Consider the following 12,378-nt stretch of genomic DNA (forward strand, 5'->3'; position numbering starts at 1 on the left):
ACTGTAGTCACCGGACCGATGCAACCTCCCACCGGAGGCTGAAGACAGGATTTACCGAGGGTCGCCGCCATGCCGCGCAACCTTTGCCTCACCCGTCAATGCCTGGGTCTTGTGACCCGTATCGAATGCAGTATTCGCCCGCTCGCCGGCGATAATGGAATGTGGACCCTTCTGTTCGCCGCCGGAATGGCTGGTGAACAACCCTCGGCCATCAAGGCCCAGGGCCCGTTCCATGGCCCGGTCGTGGCCGAATCCATCCTTGAGTCGATTGTCGAAAGCCTGACCCTGCATGGCTATCAGCTGGCCGAGGATCCGCAGATCTGGTGCCTGCATTTGCAGGCCCAGCTACGGGAGATCAACGGTTCGCGAGGCCGCGGCCTGGAACACTAGGCCGCGACCCCGGGAGCATTACTCGGCGGGACCTGAAGCCTGGGCCTTGTCGAGCTTGACCTCGAAACCGTATTCGACGGTGTTCAAGGCCGTGCGCTGGTAACTTTCCAGTTGGCTCGGCTGCCCGTAGAAGTAGTGCACGTCGTAGACCGACGGCGAGTCGGCCTTGTCACTATGGCTGGTGGCGAGGATTTCCTTGAGGTAATTGCCGCTGTCGTCCTTGGCGTAGAAACGCCAGGACTCGGCGGGGAAGCGCTTCTGGTCGACGATCAGCGCGTTGCCCTTGAGCTCCAGTCCCGCGGGTAATTGATGGGCGTCGAGGCTGTTCTTCTGGATATCGGCGAGGAACAACGGCATTGAGCCGACGGCATAGGCCGGCGTTTCCGGGAACAGGTTGAGGTCGTAGGTGATGGTGCCCTCCAACGGGTTGACCTCGAAGGCCTCTGCGGGCAATTCCAGGGGCTCGCCACGCTTGCCTTGTTCGTCTTCGGTAAAGAAGGTTACCGGGCTGTTGCTGGGGGCGCTGGGTGAACCGAGCAATTCGTCGTTGAAGGTCTTGGGGTGGTCGAACTCGATATTCGCCGCACTGGCGTCGTCCACCGACTGGCTGATGACCACGCTCTTCTTCAGTTTTTCTGCATCCAGGTTGGCGCCCTTGAGGTAGGTTGCGGCCTGGTCGTCATAGACCACCACCGGCATCGGCAGCGGCTGGACATCCTTGCTGGTGGTGTTGTTGAACTCGCGTACCGGCAGGTCAAGCTCCTTGCGGTTGACCGTCGCAGCGGAAAAATCCATCACGCTGATTTCCAGCTTGTCGATCATGCCGTTGAAGTAGACCCGGGTGTAGTGGCTGGTCTGCTTCGCCTCGAAGGCTTTTTGCTCGTCGTCGAGCTGTTTCTCGAACGCGTCGCTCCAGCTCTTCTGTTTGAGCATTTCGTCCAGTTGCTGCTGGTAGAAGGCAATCTGCGCGGCGTTTTCGTTGATGGCCCCGGCTCGCGAGAGAAACTGTCCGCTAGCGTCCATGGCCTGGACGATCAGTGGGTTGAGCGGTGTGTCACCGACCTGGGGGGCTTGCGCGGCATTGCTGTTCAATTCGATTTCGGCGTTGTTCTTGTCCAGCGACACCAGGGTCAGGCTGACGTTGTCGCTGTTTTGCAGCTTGCCGACGTCCTGGCGGGTCAGGTTGAAGGTTACCACCTTGCGCGGGGCGATCACTTCGACCTTGCCGTGCAGGGTCAGGGGCTGCGGCTGTTTTTTCGCGTCGACTTCCATGCCTTCGACGTAGGGATAGGTGATCGTCAGGTCGTCGGGGTTGGTGGTGTTGGAGCTGGAAGGGCTCAGTTGGATACCGGGATCGGTCTCCGACCATTCAGGCTGGAACGGGATCACCTGTTTGTTGCTCAGGGTTACTGACTGCCATTCCAGGGCATGGGGAAACGGGAATTCGGTGGGGTAGTTGAAGCTGAACGGGAAGATCGGCTGCAGGTCGGTCAGGTAGTCGGAACTGGAGGTCTTGCGCAGCACGAAGAGGCCGTTGATATAGGTGTCGGCCAGGGCCTGCGGACTGGGGTAGTGCTTGAGCAGCGCCAGGGCATCGTCGCTGTACTCGGTTTCGATGGGCTTGTCGCGCAGGCGCAGACGGGCCCGTTCGAGCAGCAGCAGGGAGCCGCCGAGGTCGGCCACGGCATCCTTGAGCTTGGGGTCCTGGAGGGTGTCGAGGGTCTTCTCGAACTGCGCGGTCCTTTCCTCGAGGCTGGTGTGTTGTTGCTTGTCTTTGGGGGAACAGCCGCTCACCAGCAGAGCCACCGATAGCCCGAGGCAACCCAGGGGAAGTCGCAAATCCATTGTTCAGTTTTCCTGTACACAGTGCACACGCGATGTCGTTGATGCCGACACTAGCAGAAAATCGCCCTGGCGCAGCTGTCCCGATGTTGAACAAGCGCCTGCGCAGGGCTTTTTTCCCTTGGGTTTGAGCGCTGATATACTCGCGGCCATTTTCAGTTGGTATGAGATCCATGGAACGTTTTATCGAAAATGCAATGTATGCCTCGCGCTGGCTGCTGGCGCCGATCTACTTCGGCCTGTCGTTGGGCCTGCTGGCCCTGGCGCTGAAATTCTTCCAGGAGGTTTTTCACGTTATCCCCAATGTCTTCGCCATGGCCGAGGCCGACCTGATCCTGGTGCTGCTGTCGCTGATCGACATGGCACTGGTGGGGGGCTTGCTGGTGATGGTGATGATTTCCGGCTACGAGAACTTCGTGTCTCAGCTGGATATCGATGAAAGCAAGGAAAAGCTCAGCTGGTTGGGCAAGATGGATTCCACCTCGTTGAAGATGAAGGTGGCGGCGTCGATCGTGGCGATCTCCTCGATTCACCTGCTGCGGGTGTTCATGGATGCCAAGAACATCGATCCGGTGCACCTGCAATGGTATGTGATCATCCACATCACCTTTGTCGTGTCGGCCTTTGCAATGGGTTACCTGGACAAGCTGACCAAGCACTGACCCCGCTGTGCTTGTGTGCTAGTCTGCTGGCCCTTTTTGGTTCCGGGTGCGTGGGGCGATACCGTGTTCAACCGGTATTTGCCGCCGCAGCCCACAGCGGAGCAGTGTTATGTCCGAAGTAAATCTGTCCACCGACGAAACCCGCGTCAGCTACGGTATCGGCCGTCAGTTGGGTGACCAACTGCGTGACAACCCGCCACCGGGCGTGAGTCTCGACGCGATCCTGGCCGGCCTGACCGACGCCTTTCACGGCAAGCCAAGCCGCGTGGGCCAGGAAGAACTGTCCGCCAGCTTCAAGGTGATCCGCGAAGTCATGCAGGCTGAAGCCGCTGCCAAGGCTGAAGCCGCGGCGGGCGCCGGCCTGGCATTCCTCGCGGAAAACGCCAAGCGTGAAGGCATCACTACCCTGGCTTCCGGCCTGCAGTTCGAAGTGTTGACCCAGGGCGAGGGCGCCAAGCCGTCCCGTGAGGACAGCGTGCGTACCCACTACCACGGCACCCTGATCGACGGCACTGTGTTCGACAGCTCCTACGAGCGCGGCCAGCCAGCCGAATTCCCGGTCGGCGGCGTGATCGCCGGCTGGACCGAGGCGCTGCAACTGATGAATGCCGGTAGCAAATGGCGCCTGTACGTGCCGAGCGAACTGGCTTACGGCGCCCAGGGCGTCGGCGGCATTCCGCCGCACAGCGTACTGGTGTTCGACGTCGAGCTGCTCGACGTTCTGTAATACGAACTGCCTCTGTGTCGGGGCGGTGCTTGTGTGGGAGCGGAGCTTGCCCGCGAAGCTTTGTAGCGGTCCACTGGCCTCTTCGCGGGCAAGCTCCGCTCCCACAAGACAAGGTCCCGGTGCTGTCTGGAGTGGTATTCCACAAGTCTTCGGCCCGTCCTGTCCGGGGGGGCATTGAGACAGCTATTCCCGTCACACCCGCAGCTTGCTGTTCAGGTCTTCCGTCGGACGCAACGCCCGGGCATAGCAGAACAGAAACAGGTTGCGTACCAACTCCTTGAGTACCAAGGGTTCGCTGGAACTCAAGCCGCTGACGTCCAGGTCGCCCTGGTCCTGCAACTCGTTCAAGGCTTCCTCCTCCAGTACCGCACAGACTTCCCCCGTTTCCCGATGCAGGATGCGCAGGTAAGGGTGTGGGCGGTCCAGCCAGGCATCGATCAAATAAGTCATGTTCTCATCTCCTTGATGGGTTTCAATGAGAATAATTCTTATTCAATGAATAGCAAGTGCCTATTGGTCGATTGTCGGGTTTTCTGTAGGGGGATTTGTCTGAGGTCAATGAAGGCAGGTGGTGTGGCGGTAGACACGCTCCTGACCTGGGCGTCGTAACCAGGGGCGGCGCGGAGCATTGTGGGAGCCGGCTTATCGGCGATGGCGTCCGCAAGGTCGCTGTATGGCCCAAGGGCCTCATCGCCGGCGAGCCGGCTCCCACCAGAATTGCAGCGTTGGGCCGCTTAGACCTTTCTGACGAACTCGGACTTGAGCTTCATCGGGCCGATACCGTCGATCTTGCAGTCGATGTCGTGGTCGCCATCGCACAGGCGGATGTTCTTGACCTTGGTGCCGACCTTGACCACCAGGGAGGTGCCCTTGACCTTCAGGTCCTTGATCACGGTGATGGTGTCGCCGTCTTGCAGGACGTTGCCCACGGAGTCCTTTTTCACGGTGTCGTCGCTGGCGGTTTCGGCTTCGCCGCCGGCGGACCATTCATGGGCGCATTCCGGGCAGACCAGTTGGGTGCCGTCTTCGTAGGTAAATTCGGAATTGCATTTCGGGCAGGGTGGCAACGTGCTCACTAAGGTTCCTCGGTTTCGGGAAGGTGAAAAGCGCACATTATATAGGGTTTTTGTCGGCGAAGGTGTAGCAGCGGCGACTGGAAACTGTGGGAGCGGAGCTTGCCCGCGAAGCTTTTAGTGGCCTTACTGGCACCTTCGCGGCGGTGCGGCGATCCGACAAGCTCCGCTCCCACGGGCGGTGCTTGCAGGGGAGAATCAGTGAGTGCGGGCGACCGCGAACTCGCTCAATTCCACCAGGGCATCGCGGTATTCGCTTGCCGGCAGCGCTTCCAGGCAGGCAATCGCCCGGGCCACATAGTCGCGGGCCAGTTGCGCGGTGTAGTCCAGGGAGCCGGAAGCCTGTACCGCTTCGCGAATGCTTTCGAGGTCTTCGATACCGCCTTTCTGGATCGCCTGGCGCACCAGGGCCGCCTGTTCCGGCGTGCCTTCGCGCATGGTGTAGATCAGCGGCAGGGTCGGCTTGCCTTCGGCCAGGTCGTCGCCGACATTCTTGCCCAGGGTCTCGGCATCGCCCTTGTAGTCCAGCAGGTCGTCCACCAGTTGGAACGCCACGCCCAAGTGGTCGCCGAAGGTCCGTAGCGCCTCGGTCTGCTCCGGCGTCGCCTGGCACAGGGCCGCGGCGCTGTGGGTCGAGGCTTCGAAGAGCATCGCGGTCTTGCCGCGGATGACTTCCATATAGGTTTCTTCAGTGGTGCTGGCGTCGCGGACCTTGGACAACTGCAACACTTCGCCTTCGGCGATGATGCGGGTGGCTTGTGAAAGAATCTTCATCACCGGCATCGAGCCCAGCTCGACCATCATTTCGAAGGAGCGCGAGTACAGGAAGTCGCCGACCAGCACGCTCGGGGCGTTGCCCCACATGGCATTGGCGGTGGAGCGGCCGCGGCGCATGCCCGACATGTCGACCACGTCGTCATGCAACAGGGTCGCGGTGTGCAGGAATTCGATGGTGGCGGCCAGCAGGCGCAGGTCGTCGCCTTCGCGGCCCAGGGCCTTGCCACACAGCAGCACCAATAAAGGACGCAGGCGCTTGCCCCCGGCCGAGGTGATGTAATCGCCGATTTTCGAGACCAGCGGCACCCGGGAAGTCAGCTGCTTCTTGATGATGCCATCGACGGCGCTAAAATCGTCCGCCACCGCGCGGTAGAAAGCTTGGGGTTGCATCAGCGGGAGTCGCTCCAGAAGGGTTGCGCGGCATGCTAGGGCGGGGGGTCTACGCTGTCAAGGCACGCGGTCCGCAGGCTTGCAATGGCCTGATGGCTTGCGTACAATCGCGCACCCTGAACTTCCTGGGCAGCACCTGCCTTACGCAATTGCATCTGGGCCGTTCCAGCCCCATGCAGCCATGCCAGCCAATACCTTTACCTATAAAGCGCTGGGTGAGCAGGATTATCGGAGAAATACCATGTCTTACGCAGTAATCGTTACCGGCGGCAAGCAGTACAAAGTCGCTCCAGGTGAATACCTGAAGATCGAGAAACTGGAAATCGCCACTGGCGAATCCGTTACCTTTGATCGTGTTCTGTTGGTCGCCAATGGCGATGACGTGAATATCGGCGCTCCAGTTGTTGCTGGCGCTACCGTTGTGGCTGAAGTGATCTCCCAAGGTCGTCACGATAAAGTCCGCATCATCAAGTTCCGTCGTCGTAAGCACCACATGAAGCGTATGGGCCACCGTCAGTGGTACACCGAGATCAAAATCACCGGTATTCAGGCTTAATTTCAGCCTAATCCCCTTTTTGGAGAATTGAACTCATGGCACACAAAAAAGCTGGTGGTAGTACCCGTAACGGTCGCGACTCAGAAGCCAAACGCCTTGGCGTGAAGATGTATGGCGGCCAGGCTATCAAAGCGGGCAACATCATCGTGCGTCAGCGCGGTACCCAATTCCACGCCGGTTACGGCGTTGGCATGGGTAAGGATCACACTCTCTTCGCTAAAGTCGAAGGCGTGATCAAGTTTGAAGTAAAAGGCGCGTTCAACCGCCGTTACGTGAGCATTGTCGCGGCTTAATCGCGAGGATGCTGGAGAAGCCCCGTCTTGCGACGGGGCTTTTTCGTTTGTGGGGTGAGTCTCTTGCAAAGCTGTTTGTATGGGCTGTCGGCGCTGGATTTTTCGGTCGTTGAGCGGGTTTGTTCGAAAGCTCGCCGAGCGGCGATCAGGCAAGGCAAAAACAGTCGAGGAAGCACGGTTTAGTCCGCTAAATGAGCATTCCGGGGTTGTTTTAAGCGCAGCATGATCGACGCGCAGGCAGGTTTCGGGCAAAACCTGAGTCGCCGCGCTCATCTTTGCAAGGGTCTTATACTTGTATCTGTGATTTTTTTCGGCTCGTCCTGGTGACGAGAGGCGTGTGTTATGAAGTTCGTTGATGAAGTATCGATTCGCGTAAAAGCTGGCGACGGCGGTAACGGTTGCATGAGTTTCCGTCGGGAAAAATTCATCGAAAACGGTGGTCCCAACGGTGGTGATGGTGGTGATGGCGGTTCGATCTACATGGTCGCCGACGAAAACCTCAATACCCTGGTGGATTACCGCTATACCCGGCACTTCGATGCCGAGCGCGGTTCCAACGGCGGCAGCACCGACTGCACCGGCAAGAAGGGCGAGGATCTGGAACTGCGCGTGCCGGTCGGCACCACGGTGATCGATTCCGCCACCCAGGAAGTCATCGGCGACCTGGTCAAGGCCGGTCAGCGCCTGCTGGTGGTTCATGGTGGCTGGCACGGCCTGGGCAATACCCGTTTCAAATCCAGCACCAACCGTGCGCCGCGCCAGACTACGCCAGGTAAGCCGGGCGAGCAGCGCGACCTCAAGCTGGAAATGAAGGTGCTGGCGGATGTCGGCCTGCTGGGCTTGCCGAATGCCGGTAAAAGTACCTTTATCCGTTCGGTCTCGGCGGCCAAGCCGAAGGTGGCGGATTATCCGTTCACCACCCTGGTGCCGAACCTCGGCGTGGTCAGTGTCGATCGCTGGAAAAGCTTCGTCATTGCCGACATCCCGGGGTTGATCGAAGGGGCTTCGGCGGGTGCAGGCCTGGGGATTCGCTTCCTCAAGCACTTGGCGCGCACGCGTTTGCTGCTGCACCTCGTCGACATGGCGCCGCTGGATGACAGCAGTGCGCCAGATGCCGCTGAAGTGATCGTCAACGAGCTGACCAAGTTCAGTCCGTCGCTGGCTGAGCGTGATCGCTGGCTGGTGCTGAACAAGTGCGATCAGATCCTCGAGGAAGAGCACGAGGAGCGGGTCAAGCAGGTGGTCGAGCGTCTGCAGTGGACCGGTCCGGTCTATGTGATCTCGGCGATTGCCAAGGAAGGGACCGAGCGCCTGACTCGCGACATCATGCGCTATCTCGAGGATCGTCTTGATCGCCTGGCCAACGACCCGGCCTATGCCGACGAGTTGCGCGATCTGGATCAGCGTATCGAAGATGAGGCGCGTGCCCAGCTGCAAGCCCTGGATGACCAGCGCGCCCTGCGCCGCAGCGGCGTCAAGAGCGTCCACGACATCGGCGACGATGATTGGGACGAAGAAGATGTCGATGACGAAGATGGCCCGGAAATCATCTACGTGCGCGACTGAGGTCAGGCTTTGTCGTGCGGATTGGCCGCTGCTCGAGGGTGAGTGGGCGGTCTATCCGGTTGGCGGCGGTGTTATCATCGTCATCAGCCTGTTCCATCTGGCGCCGCTCATTCGAGCGGCGTTGTGGTTTCTGGGAGCCGGCTACCCTGAACAATCGCATGGGCGGCGCTCGGTCGCGCTGCCCGCAAGCCAAGGTTGAAAGATGATGCGGAGCAAGGTGACAGGTGCGCGGCGTTGGGTCGTGAAGATCGGCAGCGCACTGCTGACGGCGGACGGCAAGGGCCTGGATCGCGCCGCAATGGGTGTCTGGGTCGAACAGATGGTGGCGTTGCACGAGGCGGGCGTCGAGCTGGTGCTGGTGTCTTCCGGTGCGGTGGCGGCGGGTATGAGTCGCCTGGGCTGGACGGTGCGACCGACGGCCATGCACGAGTTGCAGGCGGCTGCCGCCATTGGCCAGATGGGCCTGGTGCAGGCCTGGGAGTCGAGCTTTGCCGAGCATGGCCGGCATACCGCGCAGATCCTGCTGACCCATGACGACCTCTCCGATCGCAAGCGTTACCTCAATGCGCGCAGCACGCTGCGGGCGCTGGTGGAGCTCAAGGTCATCCCGGTGATCAACGAGAACGACACCGTGGTCACCGACGAAATCCGTTTTGGCGACAACGACACCCTGGCGGCGCTGGTGGCCAACCTGGTGGAGGCGGACTTGCTGGTGATTCTCACGGATCGCGATGGCATGTTTGACGCCGATCCGCGCAACAATCCCGATGCCCAGCTGATTTATGAGGCGCGTGCCGATGATCCGGCGCTGGATGCCGTGGCCGGTGGTACCGGCGGTGCGCTGGGGCGTGGCGGCATGCAGACCAAGCTGCGCGCGGCGCGACTGGCGGCGCGTTCCGGGGCGCATACGATCATTGTTGGCGGACGCCTTGAGCGTGTGTTGGATCGCCTGAAGTCCGGCGAGCGCATTGGCACCTTGCTGTCGCCTGAGCGCGGCATGCTGGCGGCGCGCAAGCAGTGGCTGGCCGGGCATCTGCAGACCCGTGGCACGCTGGTGCTCGATGATGGCGCGGTGAATGCGCTGGCGCGGGACCACAAAAGCCTGCTGCCGGTAGGGGTGAAGCTGGTCCAGGGCAGCTTCCGTCGCGGTGAGATGGTGGTGTGCGTGGCCTCGGACGGGCGCGAGATTGCTCGTGGGCTGGCAAATTACAGTGCGCTTGAGGCGCAAAAAATTATCGGCCAGCCGTCGGATGCGATCGTTGCTGTGCTGGGGTATATGGCGGAGCCTGAGCTGGTTCATCGCGATAACCTGATTCTGGTCTGATGGATTGAGGGATATGGGTATGGGTATCGCAAAGGGATTGTTGGGATTGCTGCTGGCGATGCCGTTGCTGGCATCGGCGGAAGAGATTGGCCAGGTGTCGACGGTCTTCAAGTTTGTCGGGCCGAACGATCGCATCGTGGTCGAGGCGTTTGACGATCCCAAGGTCGAGGGCGTGACCTGCTACCTGTCCCGGGCCAAGACTGGCGGCTTGAAAGGTGGTCTGGGGTTGGCCGAGGATCGTGCCGAGGCGTCGCTGGCCTGTCGTCAGGTCGGGCCGATTCGCTTCAGTGGTGAATTGAAGGATGGCGAGGAGGTGTTCAAGGAGCGCACCTCGCTGGTATTCAAGACCATGCAGGTGGTGCGTTTCCTCGACAAGAAGCGCAATACCCTGGTGTATCTGGTCTATAGCGACCGCTTGATCGAAGGCAGCCCGCAGAATGCGGTGACGGCGATTCCGATCCTGCCTTGGCCGCATCAGTAAGGCCTTGAGGTTGTCGGTTCGGCGGGGTTTCGGTTGTCGAGCGCAGACTTGGAGTGTGGGGGTGGAGCTTGCCTGCGAGGGGGGGCTGAAGATCGCCAAAAGCTTTGCGGGCAAGCACCGCTCCCACATTCGATAGATATGCTTTCTTTCGGGCAATAAAAAACCGACCCTAGGGTCGGCTTTTTAACACGCGTGTCGCTTAGGCTGCAGCAGCAAGGTTCAGAGCCTTGATGTGGCCGTTCAGACGACCCTTGTGACGAGCGGCCTTGTTCTTGTGGATGATGCCTTTATCGGCCATACGGTCGATAACAGGAACAGCCAGAACATAAGCGGCTTGAGCTTTGGCAGCGTCTTTTGCGTCGATGGCTTTAACCACATTCTTGATGTAGGTACGAACCATGGAACGCAGGCTGGCGTTGTGGCTGCGACGCTTCTCAGCCTGTTTTGCACGTTTTTTGGCGGAAGGTGTGTTGGCCACCGTCGAGCTCCTCGAAAGACTTTTTAGGAAATAGCAAACAAAATAGGCCGCGAATCATGCCGATGAGTTGAAGTCTTGTCAAGGGCAGGTGATGCGTTCCGCTGAGTGGTCGATCTTGAAGTGACGGGTGATTTATTTCCGGCGCCTGACCTGTAAACTCGCGAGCTTTGGCTCTGTGCTGTTGCGGCGCGGAGTATCGCACAACTGGGCGCTTTGTTCGCCTGCTCTTTCTCCAAAGGCGCACACTCTTTTAATGAATCTGCTCAAATCGTTGGCTGCCGTCAGCTCTATCACGATGATTTCCCGGGTTCTGGGCTTCGTTCGCGATACGATTATCGCGCGTATCTTCGGGGCCGGAATGGCCACCGATGCCTTCTTTATCGCCTTCAAACTGCCCAACCTGCTGCGGCGGATTTTTGCCGAGGGCGCGTTTTCCCAGGCTTTCGTGCCGATCCTGGCGGAATACAAGAGCCAGCAGGGCGAGGAGGCGACCCGCACCTTTGTTGCCTATGTCAGCGGCCTGTTGACCCTGGTCCTGGCGTTGGTGACGGTGCTCGGCATGATCGCCGCGCCCTGGGTGATCTGGGCCACGGCCCCGGGTTTCACCGACACGCCGGAGAAGTTCAAGCTGACCTCCGACCTGTTGCGGGTGACGTTCCCTTATATATTGCTGATCTCGCTGTCATCCCTGGCGGGGGCGATCCTCAATACCTGGAACCGTTTTTCGGTGCCGGCCTTCGTGCCGACGCTGCTGAACGTGAGCATGATCATTTTTGCCCTGTTCCTGACACCGTACTTCGATCCGCCGGTGATGGCCCTGGGCTGGGCGGTGCTGGCCGGTGGCCTGGCGCAACTGCTCTACCAGCTGCCGAGCCTGAAAAAAATCGGCATGTTGGTGCTGCCACGGCTGAATCTGCGTGATTCCGGCGTCTGGCGAGTGATGAAGCAGATGCTGCCAGCGATTCTCGGCGTCTCGGTGAGCCAGATCTCGCTGATCATCAACACCATCTTCGCCTCCTTCCTGGTGGCGGGCTCGGTGTCCTGGATGTACTACGCCGATCGCTTGATGGAGTTGCCGTCCGGCGTGCTCGGCGTGGCCCTGGGCACCATCCTGTTGCCGATCCTGTCGAAGACCTACGCCAGCAAGGACCGCCACGAGTATTCGCGGATTCTCGATTGGGGCCTGCGCCTGTGCTTCGTGCTGGTGCTGCCGTGCTCCCTGGCACTGGCGATTCTCTCCGAGCCGCTGACGGTGGCGTTGTTCCAGTACGGCAAGTTCAGCGCCTTCGACGCTGCCATGACCCAGCGGGCGCTGGTGGCCTACTCCCTGGGCTTGCTGGGCATCATCATGATCAAGGTCCTGGCGCCGGGCTTCTACGCGCAGCAGAACATTCGCACGCCGGTGAAAATCGCCATTTTCACCCTGACGGTCACCCAGTTGCTCAACCTGGTCTTTATCGGGCCCCTGGCCCATGCCGGGCTGGCGCTGGCAATCAGCGCCGGGGCCTGCATCAACGCCGGGCTGCTGTTCTGGCAATTGCGCAAGCAGCAATTGTTCGTGCCGCAGCCGGGCTGGTGGTCGTATCTGGCGAAGCTGGTGCTGGCGGTGGCGGTGATGTCGGCGGTATTGCTGGGCTTGATGCACGTCATGCCGGCCTGGGACCAGGGGCAGATGCTCGAGCGTTTCCTGCGTTTGGGTGGGTTGGTGGGGGCGGGTGTGCTGGCCTATTTCGGCATGTTGCTGGCGTTGGGGATGCGCTTGCGGCATTTCAATCGCAAATCATTGATGTAGCACAGGGCACCCCGGTGGGGCGTCGCA

At 60.3% G+C, this 12,378-nt stretch carries 14 protein-coding genes; 9 read left to right on the top strand and 5 right to left on the bottom strand.

Translation table 11 applies throughout. The features are described 5' to 3' along the window. The first annotated feature begins 69 nt into the window (after nucleotides 1-69). Nucleotides 70-390: a hypothetical protein gene (locus M5B96_RS23880; RefSeq protein WP_248799462.1), complete on the top strand. Its 321-nt coding sequence runs from the start codon at nucleotides 70-72 to the stop codon at nucleotides 388-390. A gap of 18 nt (nucleotides 391-408) precedes the next feature. On the opposite strand, the gene M5B96_RS23885 is transcribed toward M5B96_RS23880, so the two are convergent. Continuing rightward, a complete protein-coding gene (locus M5B96_RS23885) occupies nucleotides 409-2,235 on the bottom strand; it encodes a hypothetical protein (protein WP_248799463.1) in 1,827 nt (608 codons plus the stop codon). Nucleotides 2,236-2,405: 170 nt separating this feature from the next. On the opposite strand from M5B96_RS23885, the gene M5B96_RS23890 reads away from it, so the two are divergent. Both M5B96_RS23890 and M5B96_RS23895 read left to right on the top strand, forming a co-directional pair. After that, a complete protein-coding gene (locus M5B96_RS23890; protein ID WP_248799464.1) occupies nucleotides 2,406-2,894 on the top strand; it encodes a TIGR00645 family protein in 489 nt (162 codons plus the stop codon). A 109-nt stretch (nucleotides 2,895-3,003) separates the two neighbouring features. Then, the gene (locus M5B96_RS23895) at nucleotides 3,004-3,621 is read left to right on the top strand and encodes an FKBP-type peptidyl-prolyl cis-trans isomerase (RefSeq protein ID WP_248799465.1); all 618 of its coding nucleotides are present in this window, start codon (nucleotides 3,004-3,006) and stop codon (nucleotides 3,619-3,621) included. A gap of 192 nt (nucleotides 3,622-3,813) precedes the next feature. On the opposite strand, the gene M5B96_RS23900 is transcribed toward M5B96_RS23895, so the two are convergent. From M5B96_RS23900 to M5B96_RS23910, 3 genes are all read right to left on the bottom strand, one after another. Then, nucleotides 3,814-4,071, bottom strand: a complete 258-nt coding sequence (locus M5B96_RS23900) for a hypothetical protein (protein ID WP_248799466.1) — start codon at nucleotides 4,069-4,071, stop codon at nucleotides 3,814-3,816. A gap of 284 nt (nucleotides 4,072-4,355) precedes the next feature. After that, nucleotides 4,356-4,697 carry a zinc ribbon domain-containing protein YjdM gene (locus M5B96_RS23905; RefSeq protein ID WP_248799467.1) on the bottom strand — a complete coding sequence of 114 codons (342 nt, stop codon included), beginning with the start codon at nucleotides 4,695-4,697 and terminating at the stop codon, nucleotides 4,356-4,358. Nucleotides 4,698-4,892: 195 nt separating this feature from the next. Beyond that, complete coding sequence (locus tag M5B96_RS23910) at nucleotides 4,893-5,861, bottom strand: polyprenyl synthetase family protein (RefSeq protein WP_100941439.1); 969 nt, start codon at nucleotides 5,859-5,861, stop codon at nucleotides 4,893-4,895. A 241-nt stretch (nucleotides 5,862-6,102) separates the two neighbouring features. Here M5B96_RS23910 and rplU point away from each other — a divergent pair, with 241 nt between their 5' ends. From rplU to M5B96_RS23935, 5 genes are all read left to right on the top strand, one after another. Continuing rightward, nucleotides 6,103-6,417 (top strand): 50S ribosomal protein L21, encoded by a 315-nt coding sequence (rplU, locus tag M5B96_RS23915; RefSeq protein ID WP_003176051.1) that lies wholly within the window; start codon nucleotides 6,103-6,105, stop codon nucleotides 6,415-6,417. A gap of 35 nt (nucleotides 6,418-6,452) precedes the next feature. Further along, nucleotides 6,453-6,710, top strand: a complete 258-nt coding sequence (rpmA, locus tag M5B96_RS23920) for a 50S ribosomal protein L27 (RefSeq protein ID WP_042934223.1) — start codon at nucleotides 6,453-6,455, stop codon at nucleotides 6,708-6,710. Nucleotides 6,711-7,052: 342 nt separating this feature from the next. Beyond that, nucleotides 7,053-8,276, top strand: coding sequence for an Obg family GTPase CgtA (gene cgtA, locus M5B96_RS23925; protein ID WP_248799468.1), 1,224 nt, complete (start codon nucleotides 7,053-7,055; stop codon nucleotides 8,274-8,276). 205 nt (nucleotides 8,277-8,481) lie between these two features. Beyond that, nucleotides 8,482-9,600 carry a glutamate 5-kinase gene (proB, locus tag M5B96_RS23930; protein ID WP_248799508.1) on the top strand — a complete coding sequence of 373 codons (1,119 nt, stop codon included), beginning with the start codon at nucleotides 8,482-8,484 and terminating at the stop codon, nucleotides 9,598-9,600. A 19-nt stretch (nucleotides 9,601-9,619) separates the two neighbouring features. Then, entirely contained in the window at nucleotides 9,620-10,081 is a 462-nt protein-coding gene (locus tag M5B96_RS23935) for a CreA family protein (protein ID WP_177096025.1), read from the top strand. Between the two features lie 199 nt (nucleotides 10,082-10,280). Here M5B96_RS23935 and rpsT read toward each other — a convergent pair whose 3' ends face one another. After that, on the bottom strand, nucleotides 10,281-10,559 hold the full coding sequence (gene rpsT / locus M5B96_RS23940; RefSeq protein WP_016967023.1) for a 30S ribosomal protein S20: 279 nt from the start codon (nucleotides 10,557-10,559) through the stop codon (nucleotides 10,281-10,283). A gap of 253 nt (nucleotides 10,560-10,812) precedes the next feature. Between rpsT and murJ the strand changes: the two genes are divergently transcribed. Continuing rightward, on the top strand, nucleotides 10,813-12,351 hold the full coding sequence (murJ, locus tag M5B96_RS23945; protein ID WP_248799469.1) for a murein biosynthesis integral membrane protein MurJ: 1,539 nt from the start codon (nucleotides 10,813-10,815) through the stop codon (nucleotides 12,349-12,351). Nucleotides 12,352-12,378 lie beyond the last annotated feature (27 nt).

Source organism: Pseudomonas sp. MWU13-2105 (genome assembly GCF_023242315.1).
Lineage (GTDB): Bacteria > Pseudomonadota > Gammaproteobacteria > Pseudomonadales > Pseudomonadaceae > Aquipseudomonas.